14 protein-coding genes are annotated in these 19,390 nt (G+C 56.4%); 9 read left to right on the top strand and 5 right to left on the bottom strand.

Going from position 1 to position 19,390, the window contains the following annotated elements:
* Positions 1-63: 63 nt before the first annotated feature.
* A complete protein-coding gene (locus CEE69_RS19350) occupies positions 64-1,242 on the top strand; it encodes a DUF5658 family protein (protein ID WP_233215409.1) in 1,179 nt (392 codons plus the stop codon).
* 641 nt (positions 1,243-1,883) lie between these two features.
* Positions 1,884-2,693 (top strand): hypothetical protein, encoded by an 810-nt coding sequence (locus CEE69_RS19345; RefSeq protein ID WP_233215408.1) that lies wholly within the window; start codon positions 1,884-1,886, stop codon positions 2,691-2,693.
* Positions 2,694-3,040: 347 nt separating this feature from the next.
* On the opposite strand, the gene CEE69_RS19335 is transcribed toward CEE69_RS19345, so the two are convergent.
* Together CEE69_RS19335 and CEE69_RS19330 are read right to left on the bottom strand one after the other, a co-directional pair.
* The gene (locus CEE69_RS19335; RefSeq protein WP_099262259.1) at positions 3,041-4,474 is read right to left on the bottom strand and encodes a sulfatase-like hydrolase/transferase; all 1,434 of its coding nucleotides are present in this window, start codon (positions 4,472-4,474) and stop codon (positions 3,041-3,043) included.
* 83 nt (positions 4,475-4,557) lie between these two features.
* A complete protein-coding gene (locus CEE69_RS19330) occupies positions 4,558-6,231 on the bottom strand; it encodes a sigma-70 family RNA polymerase sigma factor (protein ID WP_099262258.1) in 1,674 nt (557 codons plus the stop codon).
* A gap of 763 nt (positions 6,232-6,994) precedes the next feature.
* Between CEE69_RS19330 and CEE69_RS19315 the strand changes: the two genes are divergently transcribed.
* Genes CEE69_RS19315 through CEE69_RS19300 form a run of 4 tightly spaced genes read left to right on the top strand, consistent with a single transcriptional unit; the run spans position 6,995 to position 12,033 of the window.
* Positions 6,995-8,608: a hypothetical protein gene (locus CEE69_RS19315; protein ID WP_099262256.1), complete on the top strand. Its 1,614-nt coding sequence runs from the start codon at positions 6,995-6,997 to the stop codon at positions 8,606-8,608.
* A 12-nt stretch (positions 8,609-8,620) separates the two neighbouring features.
* On the top strand, positions 8,621-9,688 hold the full coding sequence (locus tag CEE69_RS19310; protein WP_099262255.1) for a hypothetical protein: 1,068 nt from the start codon (positions 8,621-8,623) through the stop codon (positions 9,686-9,688).
* Positions 9,689-9,746: 58 nt separating this feature from the next.
* The gene (gene rpmA, locus CEE69_RS19305) at positions 9,747-9,992 is read left to right on the top strand and encodes a 50S ribosomal protein L27 (RefSeq protein WP_007327901.1); all 246 of its coding nucleotides are present in this window, start codon (positions 9,747-9,749) and stop codon (positions 9,990-9,992) included.
* Positions 9,993-10,017: 25 nt separating this feature from the next.
* Positions 10,018-12,033 (top strand): ATP-dependent helicase, encoded by a 2,016-nt coding sequence (locus CEE69_RS19300; RefSeq protein ID WP_099262254.1) that lies wholly within the window; start codon positions 10,018-10,020, stop codon positions 12,031-12,033.
* 226 nt (positions 12,034-12,259) lie between these two features.
* Here CEE69_RS19300 and CEE69_RS19295 read toward each other — a convergent pair whose 3' ends face one another.
* Genes CEE69_RS19295 through CEE69_RS19285 form a run of 3 tightly spaced genes read right to left on the bottom strand, consistent with a single transcriptional unit; the run spans position 12,260 to position 15,494 of the window.
* Positions 12,260-13,750 carry a sulfatase gene (locus CEE69_RS19295; protein WP_099262253.1) on the bottom strand — a complete coding sequence of 497 codons (1,491 nt, stop codon included), beginning with the start codon at positions 13,748-13,750 and terminating at the stop codon, positions 12,260-12,262.
* A gap of 47 nt (positions 13,751-13,797) precedes the next feature.
* Positions 13,798-14,904 (bottom strand): oxidoreductase family protein, encoded by a 1,107-nt coding sequence (locus CEE69_RS19290; protein WP_099262252.1) that lies wholly within the window; start codon positions 14,902-14,904, stop codon positions 13,798-13,800.
* Positions 14,901-15,494, bottom strand: a complete 594-nt coding sequence (locus CEE69_RS19285; RefSeq protein ID WP_099262251.1) for a peroxiredoxin family protein — start codon at positions 15,492-15,494, stop codon at positions 14,901-14,903. Before CEE69_RS19285 ends, CEE69_RS19290 begins: the two co-directional genes overlap by 4 nt.
* A gap of 140 nt (positions 15,495-15,634) precedes the next feature.
* Here CEE69_RS19285 and mch point away from each other — a divergent pair, with 140 nt between their 5' ends.
* The 3 genes from mch to CEE69_RS19270 are packed head-to-tail and all read left to right on the top strand — an operon-like array spanning position 15,635 to position 19,355.
* The gene (gene mch / locus CEE69_RS19280) at positions 15,635-16,636 is read left to right on the top strand and encodes a methenyltetrahydromethanopterin cyclohydrolase (RefSeq protein WP_099262250.1); all 1,002 of its coding nucleotides are present in this window, start codon (positions 15,635-15,637) and stop codon (positions 16,634-16,636) included.
* Complete coding sequence (locus CEE69_RS19275) at positions 16,633-17,613, top strand: ATP-grasp domain-containing protein (RefSeq protein ID WP_099262249.1); 981 nt, start codon at positions 16,633-16,635, stop codon at positions 17,611-17,613. The genes mch and CEE69_RS19275 overlap by 4 nt, the downstream gene beginning before the upstream one ends.
* Positions 17,610-19,355, top strand: a complete 1,746-nt coding sequence (locus CEE69_RS19270; protein ID WP_099262248.1) for a fatty acid CoA ligase family protein — start codon at positions 17,610-17,612, stop codon at positions 19,353-19,355. The genes CEE69_RS19275 and CEE69_RS19270 overlap by 4 nt, the downstream gene beginning before the upstream one ends.
* Positions 19,356-19,390 lie beyond the last annotated feature (35 nt).

The raw sequence follows: 19,390 nt of genomic DNA, 5'->3' as shown, positions 1-19,390 counted from the left end.
CGCCTGTCGAATGACATCGCGGACGAGATGAACTTCGCACGCTTCTCGATTGCCCCATTGAATATGACTTCTCATCCCCTTCTCTACGCAATCGTTTTCGCCGTCTGTTTCTCAACGAATGCATTGGCACAACCGGGAAACCGAGGCTCCGGCGGCCTGAAACCACTTGAGACCGATCAAGGTTCCTTGCTGATCGATGGTGTCTATGTGGAGACTCCGTACTCGATCGATGTCTCCGCCGATGAACGATCCATCGTGATCAATGGCGTCTCCTATGGCGCCGACTATTTCGATCTTTCGCAGTTAGCCCAGCAGCGCGGCCGCGAAGAACGCGGTCGAGGAATGGGGCGAGGACCAGGAGGAGGACGCCGTGGCGGTGGTGGTCCTCGCGGTTGGGACGACGGATTCGAAACGCAAAACGAACGGTTCCGTGGCGGTCCAAGAGTGAATGGAAACGTGACGGAAAGCGATCCGCTTGAGAAAGACGCGCTGGCGGTTCGCCGTCTACTTCAAAGCCTACAAATGCTGGATTGGGGAGCCATTCACGTTCTCGACCAAGGACAACCGCCCTGGCAGCTTTGGCACGATCAGAGCGGCCATGAACTATTGGAAGCACTGATCGCCAAATCGAAAGGCGAAGCTTACAGCACGGACGTTCCCAAGCAGGCAGCCAGTTCTGGTTATGACGAGCGATGGGCATCCACGATCGTCAACTTTGAACCCAGCCCCAGCTTTCGAGATCGAGCCGAGCAAGCCGTCGCTTTGGTCAACGAAGCGGAAGCCCAGAACGCTTCCGTCCAGGCTGCCAATCTTTTGATCGCGCGGCTCAACTACCCCATGACCATGTTGGCGCTGGTCCTCGTCGTCTTCGCGGTTGGGCATCTGATGGCGGAAGCGTCGCAGATTTTCTCCTCGACCGAAGAACCAACGGACACACCCAATGTTCGCAAGAAACTCGTGATCTCACTGGTCATCATTGGGCTGATGTCCGGCATTGATCTCGCGTGGACCTTGATCGCTCACCAATCGGGAACCATGCGAGAGCTGAATCCGGTTGGCAGTCGCCTGATCGAAAACCCTTATACCCTGGCAGTGTTCAAAATCTTGATCACCAGCATGTCTCTTGCCCTGCTGTTCTACCTGCGTCAGAAACCGTTGGCCCGAAAAGCAACCTGGTGGTGCTGCCTTGTACTCACGCTTTTGACCGCACGATGGCTGACCTTTCAATCGCTGTTCGCATAGGAACAACGACGCAACCCAAGACGATGAAAAGCTGACGAACAAGCCTCGGGTTTCCATTTTGATGGGCTTGGGAGCTCATCGTGCGAGGATGCGCCGAGCGTTCGATATTGAGGCGGCAACCAACTGTCGTCGCTCCGCGACTCAAGAGATGCGTGTCGTTGGCGTGTGACCTTGGGTTGAAAACCCAAGGCTTTCGGCTTCCGTCGCTCCGCGACTGGTTGTGTTTCCGGGGTGATCGAACAACCGCGGAGCGGTGACAGTTGCCAGCCTCGGGTTTTCAACCCGAGGTCTTGGGTGTCGTGACCTCGCTCGGCAAGCCGCGGAGCGGCGGCAGGTGGCGGGAAGCGACGGGGGATGGATTGAAAAAGTGAAATTGTAAATTGGAAATTTCAAAATCGGGGCCGTGGAGGCGATGACGGGGCACGGAACGGAGGAGCATCAGGCGGCCATCCTCGCCCCGGACGGGGCCGTCTTTCTTAGCTCGGGGCGGAAGCCCCGAGACCTTTAGGACCCGATGAAAGCACCGGCGAGCGAGAGTGATCTTCCCCAGCCCTTTGGGTTGTGTAAGCTTGGTGCCCAGTCCTCGGGATCACGATCCTGGCGGTCAACGAACCGAACGCACCTTCTCTGCCGATACCTGCATGTCACACGAATCAGCCGCTGCCCCGAGTTCAAGTGAGCGTTCAGCCGAACCCAATCTCGATTCGACGAAGTTTGCTGAGGTGACATCGGGGGTCTATCGCCGCTTCGATGCGGAATCAGTTTGGATGGCATTGCGTTATGCGATCGGGCAACAATTGTTCGAAGAGAACCCGACGATCATGTTGATGTTCGTTCGAATTGCGGAGATCTATCCGGAGGCTCATGCACGATTGCAGGAGATCCGGTCCCAGGAATCCGGTCCGTTGCGTCAAGCGATTGACTTGATTGTCGATCCCCCCAACGAGCTTCGTGAAGCGAAGTACCTGCCCGATTCGATTCAGTCGCCCGGTGAGATGGATCTGTGTTGGGCGGAATTTCTAGTGACCGGGAAAACGGAAGTCATTACGAAGATTGTCGCCGTGTTGGACCGTGACGACCGGACCCGTGAATTCCTCAATCAAACGCTCTCCAGCGAAACGCCCGATTTGCTATTGTCCGATGCGGAGCGTACTGAGCTTCAACAATTCGGAATCGGAATCGGGAAGTTGTCTGAAGATGCTCGTTGGGAGGTCATGACACCAGGTGATTGCGATCTGTTTCTATGGTTGGCGATCAAAGACCAAAATGCGACCTGTTCGCGGATTTTGCATGCCATGGACGAATCACTGAAACTGCACTTGGCGAGCAAGGGAGCCGCCCTCTGGTCACTTCAGGCGAATGCAACGCAGCACGGAACAATTCGCTTGCTTTGTGAACAGGCAAGCAAGCACCCTGGTGGCTTCGGACGAAAACTCTTGGTTCCGGCCTGATGTTTCACCCACCAAGCCTTGAGTCATTCATGAACGGCTAGAAAAAGGGGACGGGGGTCAAATGAGGTTGGTTGGATCACTTGGGCCTTCGTCTTGAGGGGAGTTTGGCCCACAGGTCGTATTTGTCAGCGAGCTTTTCGCCCGTGTCGATGTTGCCGAAGAGTTCTGAGCGGTGGTAGTTTTCGATTGGCGGGATGGGAGAGTTGCTTCGTTGGTGGTGTCGCTGCAGGATGCGATTGAGGCGGTTCTTTCTTAGGTGGAACCGCCCCTGAAACGTTTTCGATTCAGAGGCGGTAGGTTGTCTGCTTTGCCGTAAGACGCCAAGCAGCTTTTGGTGATCCATCTCTTTAGGAGCCGATCAGTTCGCCGGAAAGTTCGAGGTCGTCGCCGAGTTCTTTTTGCAGGCTTTGGAGTTGCTCGAAGAGGTGTTTGACGATGGGTTGCATGGCGGGATTGGTGGCTAGGTCGGTTTGCTCGCCGGGATCATTTTGCATGTCAAACAGTTGCACTGTTTTGGCCTTGGGGAACACGATGAGCTTGTGTTCAGGCGTGCGAATGCTGCGTTGAAGATCCAGGTAACTTCCGTAGATGGCTGGGTAGGGTGTCACCGCTCCATCCATCAACGGTAGAACGCTGTGGAAGTCGACATGTTCGGGCTTTTCGAACTTTGCCAGTTCCAGCGTCGTTGGCATCACGTCTTGCAAGTAGATCGGCTCGTCAATGCGTGCACCGGGTTTGACGCCAGGACCTTTGACGAGGAACGGCACGCGGACGCTGTGGTCGTACGGGTTTTGCTTTCCAAGAAGACCATGTTGGCCGACAGCGAGACCGTGATCGGCGGTGAAGAAAATCCATGTGTTGTCAGCTTTGTCGGAAGCTTCGACCGCATCGAGAATACGCCCGATCATCGCGTCCATGTGCGTCAGCAACGCGTAGTACTCGCGGCGGTGAACTCGAACGGCGTATTCAGTTCGTGGAAACGGAGCCAGACGCTCGTCACGAAGTTTGCGTCCACATCCAATTTCTTCCGCATAAGGATGCAGCGGTTGATAGTTGGCCGGGACCACGATGTTTTCTGCTGGATACTTATCGAGGTATTCCTGTGGAGCTTGGCGAGGATCGTGCGTGGCGTTGAACGCCAAGTACATGAACGCGGGCTCGTCATGTTGGGCCGCGTCGGCGAAGAAATCGTCGGAGTGGTTCGCGATGACTTCGCTCCAGTGCGTGCCACCTTCCCAAAAGCCACCCCACTTTGGGTCGGACGGCGACCACGGATCGGGTTGGCCTTCGATCGGGCGGTTGTATCCCTCGGGGAAATCTTTGGGCATTCCCGGACGGGTGTCCCGAACGACGTCGAAGGACTTCTCGGCATTGGCCCGACAATGCCATTTCCCGGTCATGTAGGTGCGGTATCCGGCGGCCTTCATCATCTCGCCCCACCAACGCCCTTCAACACGCTCCTTTTCGGATTGATTGTAGATCTCTTGCGCCTGCCAAACGAAGCGTCCTGAGTTCAGCATCGTGCGGCTGGCCAAGCAAACCGCTCCGCTCCACGAACCCATGTTGTAGGTGTGGTTGAACGAGGTTCCTTCGCGGGCCAGGCGGTCGAGGTTGGGCGTCTCGACCTCTTCGTTGCCAAGTTCCGCGATGGAATCGAAGCAGAGGTCATCCGCGAAAATGAAGATGATGTTGGGGCGTTCATCCGCGAAAGATTGGTTCGCGGTGAGGTTCAGAAACAGCGTGCCCAGAGCAAGGCACGCCGCGATCATTGAGCGAGGCATGAGCAAAAAAGCTAGGTGGGAAGGGAGTGGGGAAGCCTCCCAGTCTAGCTCAATGATTTTGACTCGGGTGCACTCTATCGAGTTCAGCTGGCGCCCAGTTCGACATCGATTTTGGCGTCTCGCGCCGCGTCACGCAGTTTGCTGAGTGCACGAGCTTCCAGTTGACGCACTCGTTCTTTCGTCACGCCCATTTCCTCGCCAACCTCCTTCAAGGTCAACGGTTCCACGCCGCGTTGCAAACCGAATCGAGCGGTGATGATTTTCTGTTCTCGTTCATCCAAACGGTCCAGGATGCGAGCCAACTCGCGTTGACGTTGCAATTGAACGGTTTCTTCCAAGTACGGGTCCAAACGCTCGTCTTGATGTGCAACGAACATTTCGTCCGGGGTCGCTCGGAAGCGATCGCGATGTTTGAACTCGTTCGGAATTGTCCGAGCGAAGTTCTTCATGATCGCCCAAGAAGCGTAGGTGCTGAACTTGTTGCCTCGCGAGTAATCGAATTTTTCAACCGCTCGGATCAGGGACATGTTGCCGTCACTGATCAGCGAGAAGAAGTCTTCCGCGGAGGCGACGTGGCGTTTCGCGATCGAGACAACCAATCGCAAGTTCGCTTGCACGATCTTGTTCTTCACTTTGACAGCTTCTTCGTACAGCGATTGGATTTGATCCATCACCGCGGTATCCATGCGGTCCGCGTCCGTCAAAGACTGACGCAGTTTGTTCGCACGGTGCTTCAGGTAGTTCATCTTGCGGAAGAGGTGGCCCTCTTGTTCCCGCGTCAACAAAGGCACGTCGTAAAGAGCCGCCAAGTAACTCGGCAATTCCGAAGGAGCACGCACTTTGCGAGCGGTTTCGGCAACGGGCATTTCAGCCAGGTATTCGCTCTCTCGGGTCGTGTCTTCGAAGTCTTCGTTGTAGATGTACTCCAGAGGCATTTCGAGCAAGTGCTGCATTCGAACTTCGTTCAGAATGCGTTGAATGCTCGTGCGGGTTCGTTTGAACCGTTTGCACAATTGCGGGATCGTTGCACCGTGCAACTGCAGTTGGTGGATGACTCGCTTGTCTTCTTCGCTGAGCGTTTCACGGTGATGCGGGAAGATCGCAAGTTGGCGATTCTTCGCGTCGAAGTTCTTCAGCGTGTAGCGAACCGTTTCGGGCGAACGATGCATGATCGTCGCAATTTGTTGGATCACTTCGGCGAAGGTGGCTCCGCCTTCGACCAACTGACGAGCGCGTTCGACCATCTCGGTCTTTTCGTTGTCCGACAGTTGGCTGAAGCGTTCGCCGCGACGGACCTTGTCGCGATTGTTTGCGATGAATCGATCGACGCTGCTGTTGAGGAAACCAACACGTTTGCGTTTGCCAAATAGGAACTTCCGGCTGACCAATCCGGCATCACGCCAGCGACTGATCGTCTTGGTGGAAACATGGAAGTTGCGGCTGAGGTCGGCCACGGTGTGCACGTGCTCGCCAGCTTCGTTGGCACCGATGTCGGCCGAATCCGAAAGGTCTTCGATCAGCAGACGCAGGTCGTGCACCAAATCGGCCGAGGCGATCGTTTGCCTAAGTGCCGATTCGGGGCGGTAGTTGGTGATGCGGAACGTGACGTAATCCATCGAATAATCGCGATCGGGTTGAACTTCCGACAGCAATTTTTCGGCCAAAAGGGACTGCTCGATCTTCTTGGCTCGAGGGCTAAATCGAGACAATTGATCGCGAAGTTCTTTGACAGCAATGTTTCGGTAAGACGTATGCATGATCTTGGTTTCCCAATGCCAGATTGTCCGTGCCGTTGTCCTTGCGACCCCGGCGGGTCGTCAGCACGTCAATCCAATTTGCCCGGGGGTCGCCTTGTCCGTAAGACGATCGGTTTGATCGGGCGGGGAGACTTTGTTTTCGAGACCACCACATAGGAGTGCTCAAAAACCATCCAATTTCTCACCACCGTCTCGTCCGGCGCGACTCCGTGCCACGCCAGTTGAAGAAGACCGAGCATCAGAGCACTGATTTTCGGCAGACTTCGTGGGCTGTTCTGATTAGAGCGTGTGATCTCACCGAGAGTTCGCTGAGACCACCTTTGATAGCGAAAAAGACGAGTTTTTTCGTCTCCGTCACCTCGCCAAGTTTCCCCCGTCGACCCAAAGTCAAAACGGAAGCGAACTTGCTGAAGTGCGCGGCTACCCTGCCCAAATCAGGACGATGGGGTACTAGTGAAAGTTTCAGGCCAAACAGAGCTGGCAAAGTTCAAAATCGCATTTGACTTTGCAAGTGTCCGGCAAAACGCTTGGTTTTTGCTGACACAAATTTTTTGAGGTTGCGACAAGTGTCCTTGTCACTGCCAAAAAAGTGCAAAGTTTACAATCAGATTGAAACTTTGGCGGTCTCACAATGAGAAAGCCGGCAAGAAGAACGAGATCAGATCAACCGCGAGAACCGGTTGAGCCGATTGAATAGGTTGAGACCGCTAATGCGATGCGGTCGCGCGATTTTCGACTCTGCCGCCAATCCGCTGAATTGATCATGACGAATTCGAATTCCAAACGTATCACTCCGAATTCTTCGCCCGCATCCCGTCGTGCGTTCCTCGCTCACCTGGCAACAATCGGCGGACTTGCCGGGACGATGGGGACAAGTTCGATGGCGAATGCCGCGGGATCTGCGGCGACCAACGACGTGATCCTTCGCCCGCGTTTGGACCTCGGCCTGTACCGCGTCCGGATGGAAATGGACGTCAAAGGCAACGTCAATCTGACGAAGGATCCACTGCTTGCTCAAACGGCCAAACCGAGCTCGAAACAGCAGTTGCCGATCACGGCAAAAGTGGCGTTGGATTACGAAGAGCGTTACCTGCGGCCTCGAAACGCCGACATGGAATCGCCCATCATCGCGGCGGAGCGGCACTATCACTCGGCACAAGGCGTCAGCCGGTTGAGCCGGATGGATCAGACCACCGAATTGCGTGACAACTTGGGCGTCGTTGTGGCTCGCCGTGACACACTGCCGGAAGCGATCTACGCAGCGGACGACTATCTGAACCACGATGAACTCGATCTGCTTCGCACGCCGATCGCCAGCGTTGCGCTCGACCGACTTCTGCCGACTCAAACGTTGTCAGTTGGTGAAAAGGTCGCGCTGGATTCGAACGAATTGGCGTCGGTGTTCAACCTGAGCGGCGTGGTGGGCAGCGACGTCGAGATCAGCTTGGTTTCCAACGACGCGAGCAATGCGAAGCTGCAGTTCCAGGGAAAACTGGATGGTTCGGTCAGCGGCGTGCCGACCCAGTTGCGAGTGCTGGGGAAACTGACGTTCCAGCATTCCACCCGGACGGTCACTTGGGCGGCGGTCGCCATTCATGAGACTCGCGAAATTGGAATGGCTGAGCCTGGCTTTGATGTCACCGCGACGATTCGGATGATTCGCAAACCGCTGGCAAAACCCCAAGCATTGACCAGCTCGGCAGTCGCGGTCGATTTTCATTCGCCGCCCCCATCGCAACGGATGTTGATGGCGGTTGATTGCGAGAAAATCGGCGTCTCAGCGTTGCTGGATCGTCGTTGGAGAATCATGCAGGACGGTGCTGGGCAAGCCATTCTGCGGATGATCGAGAACGAACAAAGCATCGCCCAGTGCAACTTGCGATCGTTGCCGCATCTGCCGGAGGGCAACCAGCTGACGTTGGAGGCATTCGAAGCGGATGTCCAGCGAACGTTGGGCAAACAGCTCGATCAGCTGGTGCGATCCGAAGAGCAATTGGCCGATTCGGGACTGCGAGTTTTGCACGTCACCGCCACCGGCGAAGTGGAAGGAATTCCAATCCAGTGGATCATGATGCACTTCAGCGACGATTCGGGACGCCGCGTTCAAGCCACCCTGACGATGGACGGCGACAGCGTGAATGATTTGGATGGATCGGACGTCCAGTTGGCCGCATCGTTGCAGTGGTCCGGTCCAGGCGTCACCGCTGGTGAAGAAATGGACGTCGAGTCGGCAGAAAAATCCGGCTTGGAAGGCACGGAAACAGCTTCCTCCGCCGGCCAGCAATTAAGATTGGACCCGGCTGACTTGGTTGATCCGAGCAAAATGGGCCCGGAACACGTAATCTCAGCCAGTGACCTTCCCACGACCAAGCGTTAACGACGGCTTTTCATGTCAACTTTCGCCCCACGAACTCGATCTTTGAACGCTTGTTTGGCCGGCTCGCCGCCAAGGCGAGGCTGGACCGGCGTGCTGGCGCAGTGGAGTCGAAAACCGTTGGTTGCGGCCGCGATTTGCGTTGCTGCGAGCACATTTGGCACCGCACAGGCGCAGGACGCTGATCCCTCGGTTCGAGTTCAGACCGAATTTGCACCGGGTGTTGTGACCGCGATTCCAGCCGCTCCGGATCCGAAGGAAACGTTCGACGGACCGCTGACGTTGAAATCGATCATTGAGAGCCATCCGGAAATCGCTTGGCAAAGCGACAAACACCCCGATGGCGAGCCTCATTTCGACCCGCGTTCGCGAACGCTCGAAGAAATGGCGAAGCAAGTGATTTTGCGTCGCGAAATTTTCTGCTTCGAGTTCTCGTTCAAACCGCTGCGTCAGATGTACTTGGACGTTCCGCGTCCGGACGGCCGAATGCAGCGGAAATTGGTGCACTACATGGTGTATCGCGTCCGCTACCGCGGCGGTGATTTGCGTCCCGCTGTCGACGACCCGAAGAATCCGATCTACCAGCGGATCGAATCGGTCAGTTACAGCTCTCGCCGGTTCTTTCCGATGTTGGTGCTGAAGGATCACGAGAGCGATCGCAACTACGTTGATCAAATTTTGCCTGTCGCCCGCGATCGAATCGCGATTCGCGAGCAAATCACGGCTCCACTTCACAATTCGGTTGATATCAGCACCGTCAAAATCCCTCGCACATCCGACGATCTGGCTCCCGGAGTTTGGGGGGTGGCGACTTGGGTGGATGTGGAACCCGGATTGGATTTCTTCTCAATCGACGTCTTCGGATTGACGAATGCATTCGAACAGGACGGCGAAGGCGACGACGCTCCTTACCGCCGCAAAGCATTGACGCTGAACTTCTACCGTCCCGGCGATGGGATGGACCAAACGGAAGATCGCGTGCGGTTCGGCGTGCCCGCTTATTCGGATCCAGAAGAACAAAAATACATGTTGGATCAATATGGGCTGGAACAACGACTTGATTACACGTGGACGTTCCGCTAATCTCTCGCCCTCTCAAAAATCTACACCCATTTCTCACTGATCAAAACGCAGAACTTCGATGGCACACAAAAAGGGTCAGGGCAGCAGCCGCAACGGTCGTGACAGCAACGCGCAACGCCGCGGTGTCAAGAAATTCGGCGGTGAAGCCGTTATCGCCGGCAACATTTTGGTCCGTCAGGTCGGAACAAAGTTCCACCCAGGTGCCGGCGTCGGAATGGGCAACGACTACACCTTGTTCGCGTTGGTCGACGGCAAAGTCCGTTTTGACCGCGAAGGTCGTCGCGTCAACATTGACGTTGCCTGAATAGCATCCGGCTGAATCTTCTTCCTTGAGCACGTTTGATGTTGCGGGTCTAAACCCGCCACAAGCCAAGGCGGTGCAGACTTTGTCTGGCCCGCTTCTGGTGCTCGCCGGTGCTGGCACGGGAAAAACCCGTGTGGTGACATTTCGCATTGCGAACTTGATCAAGCATGGCACGAAGCCAGATCGCATTCTCGCGGTCACGTTCACCAACAAAGCGGCTGGTGAAATGCAGGATCGCGTGGGCGAACTGCTGGGCTACAAAAACCAAAAGCGAAAACGCGGCCAAAAAGGCCCGCCCAAGCCCACGATCAGCACGTTCCATGCTCAGTGCGTGAGAATCCTTCGCGAGCACGCACCTGCGATTGGTTTCCCCGCGACGTTCGCGATCTATGACCGCAGTGACCAAGAGTCGCTCGCACGTGCAATTCTGCGGGAACTACGGCTGCCCAACGCGGCGTTGAAACCCGGCGACATGCTTTCGATCATCAGCGGTTGGAAAAGTGCGTCGGTGTTTCCTGAGCAAGCGATGAGCATCGCGAGCACCGACAAAGAGCACTTCGCCGCGTCGGGATATCGTCGCTACCAGAATGGTCTGCGAGCACGCGGGGCCATGGACTTCGATGACTTGCTGCTGCACACCGAGACTCTGTTTAGCGAGCACACCGAAATCCGTGATCGTGAAGCAAACAAGTATGACCACGTGCTCGTTGACGAATATCAAGACACGAACGGCAGTCAGTACCGAATCACAAAGCACTTGACGGAAGCACACCGCAACCTGTGCGTTGTCGGCGACGATGATCAGTCGATCTACGCGTGGCGAGGTGCGGACGTATCGCACATTCTCAGCTTCAGCAAGGATTGGCCGGACGCGAAGGTGGTTTGGTTGGAGGACAACTATCGCAGCACCGGTGCCATCCTGGAGATGGCGAACACGCTGATCGACTTCAACACCGTTCGTCACGACAAGGTGCTCAAGCCGTATCGTCCGTCGGGCAAGCGTCCTCGGATCGTGCAGCACAAGGACGAGCAGGCCGAGGCAGAAACCGTTGTTCGTGAGATCAAGCACTTGATCGACAACGAACACATCCAGCCCAAGGACATCTCAATTCTGTTTCGCACCAACGAGCAACCGCGGTTGTTCGAAACGGAGTTGCGAAAGCACGATGTGCCTTATGTGATGCTGGGTAGCCAGTCGTTCTTTGATCGACGGGAAGTCCGGGACATCGTGGCTTATCTGAAATGGATCAATCAGCCCGACGATGAGATCTCGTTGTTGCGTGTGATCAACACTCCCGCTCGTGGACTGAGCAACAAGTCCGTGCGGATGTTAATTGATCGAGCTGTCGCGAAAGGTATCCCGGTTTGGCAGGTGATGAACGACCCCGAGTCGGTCGCTGACCTGACGCCCGCGGCGCTGCGAGGAATCGATCAGCTGAAGCAGTTGCTCGGTGACGTGCAACAGCGGCTGTCCAATGAAACGATGCGAGAAGGTCTCGAGACCTTGTTGCAGCGGACCGCCTACGCGGACGAGATCGCACGTCTGTATGACCAGCCCGATGAACGTGAGTCACGCATGGCGTCGATCGGCGAAGTCGCCAACGCCGTCGCCGCCTACGAGGACAAGAACGAAGAACCGGATCTATCAGGGTTCTTGTCCGACATCGCGCTTGCCGGTCGAGAGATGGGCAGCGAGAAGGACAAGCTGGCGATGAAGAACGCCGTGTGGTTGCTGACCATGCATGCGGCGAAAGGTTTGGAGTTCCCGGTTGTTTACATGGTCGGCATGGAAGATGGCATTCTGCCGCACAGCCGAACGCTCAAGGGTGGGATGGACGAAGACATCGCCGAAGAACGGCGATTGTGTTACGTCGGGATCACTCGAGCTCAAGACCAACTGACAATGTCGCTGGCGCTGACGCGTCGGAAATGGGGCAAGCCTCGTCCGACCAAGCCAAGCATGTTCCTGTACGAGATCACCGGCCAAGCCGATAATCCGAACAAGTATCGAAAGCGGAAGCAGGGCGCGACACGGTCCTAGTCGTGACCTTCGCTCTTCAGAGGTCGGGTCGCTTCGGGCCGGGGAGGGTTACGCGCTGGTTCCGATGCTCGACCCTCCCCTCGCTTCGCTCGACCCTCCCAAGGGGAGGGTGATGATAAACGCTTGGCAACGCAGCACTTAAAAACTGCACGACCTTAGGGAGGGTAATGGTGAAATGCCCGGCGATGCGGGGCTGAATATCCGCGAGCCCTCTTCTGCGGGACGATCAGTCCTCGAACGGATGCCAGGGTTGTTGGCCATCTTTGGGCTGAAGGAATTTCGCATCCACGTCTTTGTACCAACGGTGAAGTCGGTCGCGCATCGCGGCCACTCGATGGGCGTTTTGGCTCGCGACATCATTGAGTTCGCCGATGTCTTCTTGCAGGTTGTACAGGTGCACTTGGCCGTCCTCGTATCGCTCAACCAGTTTCCAGTCGCCTTCGCGAATGGCGCCACCGGGGAAGCCACCTTGGTTGCTGTAGTGAGGGTAGTGCCAGTAAAGCGATTCGCGGTCCAGCGATTCTTCACCGCGTAGCAACGGTTGAAGGGACACGCCGTCGAGCGTCTTTTCTTTCGGTGCGGCCTGCCCACAAAGGTCCAAGATGGTGGGATAGAAATCGATGCTGCAGACCGGTTCGCTGCACGTCGTGCCCGGCTTTGTGATCCCGGGGGCTCGAATCATGAACGCCTCTCGGATACCGCCCTCGTAGATCCAGCCCTTGCCTCCTCGCAGCGGCAGGTTGGATGTTGGCCAGCCTTCCGAAGTGCTCAGGCCGCCGTTGTCCGAGGTCAAGATCACGATGGTTTCTTCGGTCAAACCAAGGTCATCAATTTGCTTGAGAACGCGGCCGACGGCTCGGTCCATTGCTTCGACCATGGCCGCGTAGGTCGCGTGGCTTTGAAGCTGACGCACGGGGCGTCCTTTCCAATCAGCCTTTCCCCAGACTTTTTCTTCTTCACCAAAAGCTTCTTTGTCGGTCAGGCCGAGACGCTTGGCTTTGTCTTTGTATTTCTGCACCAGTTCAGGCGGAGCCATCAACGGAGTGTGGACGCTGTAGAACGACAGGTACGTGAGGAACGGTTCGTCTTTGTGTTGCTCGATGAACTTGGAGGCTTCTTTGGCAAGGCGATCTGGAAGGTGTTCGCCGGTGGTGTTGTCTTCCAGACGCGGATTTTCGAACGGAGAAAAGTATCGTTTGCCGCTGTATGGACCGCCGGCGTTGTGACCGCCTTGGTTGACGTCAAAACCTTGATGCTCGGGCCAGTATTCTTCGGATGGTCCGAGGTGCCATTTGCCAGCGAAAAAGGTCGCATAGCCGGAGGCTTTCAACGACTCCGCGAGCGTGACTTCCTCCAGTGGCATTCGGTTGTTCAGCGGCGCGGGCCGGAATTTGCCCGGGCGTGTACCGGTGAAGAAATTGGTCGCGTCGACTCGCGTCGGATACTTGCCCGTCAGAATGCTGTACCGGGTTGGGCTGCAAACCGGATTGGCCGCGTAGCCGTCCGTGAATCGTGTTCCCGATTTCGACAGCTGATCGATGTTTGGCGTTTCGTAAAACGTATCCGGGTTGTTGGCACCGATGTCCATGTATCCCAGGTCATCGACCAGGAAGAACACGACGTTGGGCGGCGAGTTTTCATCGCCCGTCGCGAGTGAGGATGTTGCGATGGCCAAAAGCGGTAGCAAAGCCATCGAAAGGAATGAGCGGATCAGCATGTCACGGAGTTCCGGTTGGGGCTCATGGGTAGGAAGCATCTCAAAGTTTAGTCGCTTGCCGAGCGGTCGTGCTTATCGTTCAAATGGTCCATCGCAATCTCAACCATGCGTCGCGAATATCCCGTCAGTTTCGCGTGTCCGGGGCACCAGCCTTCCAGGAAGCGAACAAAATCCGCCCATGCGATCGGGTACAGATGTCGCCACGAGGATTCCAGCGTTGCGAAGTCGACTTGATCGATGCCGCGAGTGGACATGGCGTCATGCAAGGCTTCGAAGTAGGTGGCGAGGTAGCGTGATTCGTTTCGTTCGCAATCTGATTCGCTCATGCAACTGCTCAGGAAATAGGCGACGTCCTTCATCCCGCAACTGCGGCCCACGTATTGAAAGTCGACCATCGCGGGAAACCGGTTTGGATCGTCCGCGAAACACATGTTGGCGACTTTCGCGTCGCCGTGCACCAGCGTTTGAAACTCACTTTGATTGAGCCGATCGTCCAGTGCGGACGCGGCATCTTTGAGCGTTCCGCTGGGCATCGCATCGAGTTCATCTGGGCGAGTCGCGAGGTGCCAGTAAGTTCCAACGGGCCAGAGTTCACTCCACTGATCAGCCTGGTCTCGATCGGCCCAATTTCGGTCGGCCTGTTTCGCTGAGTGCAAGAACGTGGCATGGAAATTCGCGAGCCATTGAAGGCCTTGGTTGACTCCGGTGGCGTCGAGACTGTGGTGCCGCACAGGGAATCCTGCGTCGTCTAAATCTTCCAAGACCATGATTTGGCCCGATGGAAGGTCAGCCTGTGCGAAGCATTTCGCGACGCGGCAGAACTCGTTGCATCGGCTGGAGTGCTGAGCGTAGAAGGCCGACTCAACTTCGTAGGATTGAAGTTTGCGGCGGTGAGATTGTGACGTGTTCCAGCCGCGAGGGTGTCCGCCGCTCGGTTCGTTCAAACCGGGCGGTGAGATTTGTTTGACGATGACGTTGGTTGCTTGGCACGCCGTTGTGTTCGAGGCCAGATCCGGCCAGCTTGGTTGTTTCAGTTTGACTCGCAGGATTTGTCCGTAGCCACTCCAGAGCGTTTGGACCTGCTGAACATCTTCGATCGAAGATGCTCCTGAGACGTTTTGCAGCCAAGTGGCCGATTCGGGTGTCAGTGTCAAAGTTGATCCAGAACGGTGGCCGCTGTCGTGCGACCTCGGTGAGTTCGGCTGATGTTTACAAAATCAATTTTGCCATCTTTGCCGATCACAATGGTCGTTGGGTAGGCGGTTTCTTGTGGCGCGTTCCAACGCAGGCCATAAGCATTGGTGAACGCGTAGTCAGGGTCCAATAGCATCGTGAACGGCGATGGCAATTTGGTGTCTTTCAGAAAGTCTTTGGCTTTGGCCCTCAGCTCTGATGCGGGACCGGGATAGACCAGCAAAACATTTGCGTTGCGTTCTTGGAAATATCGAGCGTGCCGAACCAAATCAGCGACCTGTCCGGCGCAGGCGGGGCATTGGCGATCAGGGAACCCTCTCAAAATCGCGATGATGACCGGGCCTTCGCCGGTGACGTCGCTCAATCGGACCGCTCCTGTCCGCTGACCTGCGGCCACCTCGAGCTCGAAGTCCTTGGCCAAGCGTCCGACTTCTGGTTCCGATTGAATTGCTGGGAAGGACGTGTCAGCCGCGATCGCGGATCCACTGCACATGAAACTGCTGGTTACAGCAGCCAATGCTAGTGCTGGCAAAGTGGTTTTAGAAATCATCGTGTCGTCTCAGTTGGGGCAAGTAAATCAACGCACTTTTGGCATACCCCGATAGCATGCTCATTTTGAGCTTCGGTCCGCCGCAGTCGATTGCTTGAGGGGCAATCGTCAATCCTGAGAGGGGCCGCTAAGTTGAATGCATGAAATCCGCGACACCCAACGATCTTTCCACTACCGAATTTGGTCCTGATCTTTGCCGATCAGCGTCACAATGCTTTGAAACCTTGTGGCGCGACGCTCCAACGCTGAAGTGTCGCGCGTTAAACATTGCTGGCGCCCGTGTGCTGGACGCTGGCGTGAATTGCAGCGGGTCGTTGGCGGCTGGGCTCGCGTTGGGCAGGCTTTGTTTGGGTGATTTAGCGACTGTCCGGTACGCGCCGACATCACCGCAAGATTTGGTTGGTTTGGTCGTGACGATTCAAACCGATTATCCCGTGCTGGCGTGCTTGGGCGGCCAGTATGCAGGCTGGCCGGTGTCGGTCGGTGACTACTTCGCAATGGCCAGCGGGCCAATGCGTGGTCTTCGTGGCAAAGAAGCCATGTTGGAAGAACTGAAACTTTCGCGTCAGGCAACCAAGGAAGACTTGGCGGTCGGAGTCTTGGAATCCGACAAGCTGCCTGGCGAAGACGTCATTGAATCGATGGCGGAAGAGTGTGGCGTCGATCCTGGGCGGCTGTGTTTGGCAATCGCGCCGAGCACCAGCATCGCCGGTAGCGCCCAAGTCGTTTCGCGAAGTGTCGAAACGGCGCTGCACAAACTGCATGCTTTGGATTTCGATGTGACTCGCGTGATGTCCGCTCACGGCGACGCGCCGTTGCCTCCTCCCGCGAAACTGGGTGACACGATCGGCGGCATCGGGCGAACGAACGACTCGATGTTGTATGGAGCTCGCGTGACGCTTTGGGTCGACGCAGAAGACGACCTAATCGAGAGCGTCGCGTCGAAGGTGCCCAGTGACTCTTCGGAGGATCATGGCCAGCCATTTGCGAAAATTTTCAAGCAATATGACTACGACTTTTACAAGGTCGACCCGATGCTGTTCAGTCCCGCGATGGTGACGATCCACTCGTTGCGGTCCGGAAAGACTTGGCGTCATGGTCAGTTGAATCAAGATGTCCTGCGAGAATCGTTTGGGCTATGAGTCGAGCCAGTGTGTTGGTGCTCGGCGGACGCGATGCGAACGTTGGGGCGTCTGGATCCCGATCGCTTGGCCGCGTCGCCACGTTGGGTTGGCACTTGTCGGAGTTGCAAGCCGCAGCGGCACGCCGGTCGGTTCAGCTTCACTTCGCCGACTATGAATCTCTGCGAAGCCAAGTCGGACGCAGCGACGATTCGGGCTCGACCGCTTGGTGCCAAATGCACGATGGGACGGGGGGCAGCGAGCGGTCTCTCGATGACTTCGATGCCGTTTTGACTCGGACCATGCCAGCCGGTTCGTTGGAGCAGATCACGTTTCGATTGGCGGTGTTGCATGACCTGGTCGGGCGACAAGGCAAAGCGTGCCGGTCGACATTGGTCAATCCACCATCGGCGCTCGAGATCGCCATCGACAAATTCGCAACCTTGGCTCGCGCGAGGACGCTCGGTGTTCCTGCGCCAGCCACACAAGTGGTGCAGTCACGAGCGGCGGCGATGGAGGCGTTTGACGAGTTGGGTGGCGATGTTGTGGTCAAGCCAATCTTTGGTGGTGAAGGTCGAGGTGTGATGCGGGTTCGAGATGCGGAACTCGCTTGGACAACCTTCTCGACTCTCACTCAAATGAACGCGGTTTGCTATGTTCAACAATTCGTGCCGCCCGGCGGAGTCGATTTGCGAGTTCTCGTCATTGGTGAGCACGCTCATGCGATTCGGCGAAGCAGCGAGTCCGACTTTCGCACCAACGTTCGCGGCGGCGGGCGAAGCGAATTGGTGCCGATGCAATCGACGTGGGAGCAATCAGCTCGGCGAGTCTGCGAGGACTTCGGATTGAAATTCGCCTCGGTTGATTGGCTGGAAACGGAATCGGGCGAAATGCAATTGATGGAAGTCAACGGGATCCCCGGTTGGAAGGGAGCTCAGCGGGTCGTGCAAGAATCGATCGCAGATCAAATTCTCGAAGTGTTGGTGAACGAACGATGAGCGACGGTCCATGCAATCGAGAATCGTCACAGGTTCTGACTGAAACCGCGGGCTCCTCCGGCAACGTCGCGTCACGACTGACCGCGATCGCGAAAATTCTGCCTGGCGCGATCGCGATCGCGGAGCCATCGGGACCAGCCAAACGAGATGGATCGGATCGCGATTACGCGCTGACGACTTTCAAGACCTTGGACGAACGCAGCACCCAGACCGCTCGCGGGTTGTTGGCTTCGGGGATCGAACCTGGGATGCGATTGGTCAGCCTGGTTCCCTTTGGTGCCCAGTTCATCGAGCTCGTTTTCGCGATGATGAAAGCCGGCGTGGTGGTGGTTCTGATCGATCCGGGGATGGATCGAAAGCACCTGATTGGATGCCTTCAGGAGGTGAACCCGGATGGCTTCTTGGGGATTCCAAAGGCACAAGCAATTCGCACGGTTTTGCGAAGCAAGTTTCCAAACGCGAAGCGCAACATCACCGTCGGCCGTCGTTGGTTTTGGGGTGGCAAAACGCTGAAGCAAGTCATGGAATTGGGCGATCAGAATCCTTCTTTAACACTGCCCGATGTTCAGACACTCGATGATGCAGCGGTGATCTTCACGACGGGAAGCACAGGACCGCCAAAGGGCGTCGCCTACACGCATCAAACGTTCCACGCCCAGATCGATCGAATTCGCAGTCGCTACGAAATCCGGCAGGGTTCTCGTGATTTGGCGTGCTTCCCGCTATTCGGTTTGTTTGATGCGGTGATGGGAGTGACGACGATCATTCCCGACATGGACCCGACTCGACCCGCGGATGTGGATCCTCAAAAGTTGATTCAAGCGGCTCGCCAATGGGAGGTCGATCAATCGTTCGGTTCTCCGGCTCTTTGGAAAACGGTGACGCGTTGGTGCGAAGCGAATGCGGTGGGAAGACCATTTCCAACTTTGAAACGCGTTCTGTCAGCTGGAGCTCCCGTCCCCGCCGCAACGCTGCAGTCGCTTCGTCGATTCGTTCATGAAGATGCCAAGATTGAAACGCCCTATGGTGCGACGGAAGCGTTGCCGATCGCATCCATCGAATCGCGTGCTGTGATTACTGAGACTGGCCCGGCGGCTGCGAAGGGCAAGGGTGTTTGCGTCGGGGCTCGATTTGATGGAGTGCGATGGAAGGTGATCGAAATTGACGATGATCCGATCGCGAGCATCGACGGGGTCAACGAGTTGCCGCGAGGCAAAATCGGAGAGTTGATTGTCAGCGGTCCGATGGTGACCAAGCGGTACGTGACTCGCGCGGACCAGAACGCTCTGCACAAAGTCCATGACGAGTCGGGTGAGACAGGCGAGCGGTTTTGGCATCGTATGGGTGACGTTGGTTATCTCGACGAGCAAGATCGTTTCTGGTTTTGTGGGCGGAAAGCTCATCGGATCGTCTCCTCTCGGCGAACGTTCTTCACGATTCCATGTGAGTCGGTTTTCAATGTCGATGAACAAGTCGACAAGTGCGCGTTGGTCGGTGTGGGGAAGCCGGGGGAGCAGACTCCCGTGTTGGTCGTCCAGCCGGTTGATTTATCGGTCGGGACGGATCCCACTCGAGCGAAAGAGCTGGAGGCAAGGCTTCGCGACCGTGCGTCTCGCAACCCGCTGACACAGCGGATCGATCGTTTTGTCATTCGAGATCAACCGCTGCCGGTCGACATTCGGCACAACAGCAAGATCTTCCGCGAGAAATTGGCGGCGGAATTGAATGACTTTGTTGTCTGAATGGTGGGTGGATTCGACGAGTCTTTGAGGATGTT

The sequence above is a fragment of the Rhodopirellula bahusiensis genome (genome assembly GCF_002727185.1).
GTDB lineage: Bacteria > Planctomycetota > Planctomycetia > Pirellulales > Pirellulaceae > Rhodopirellula > Rhodopirellula bahusiensis.
This window is presented reverse-complemented; position numbering and strand designations above follow the sequence as displayed.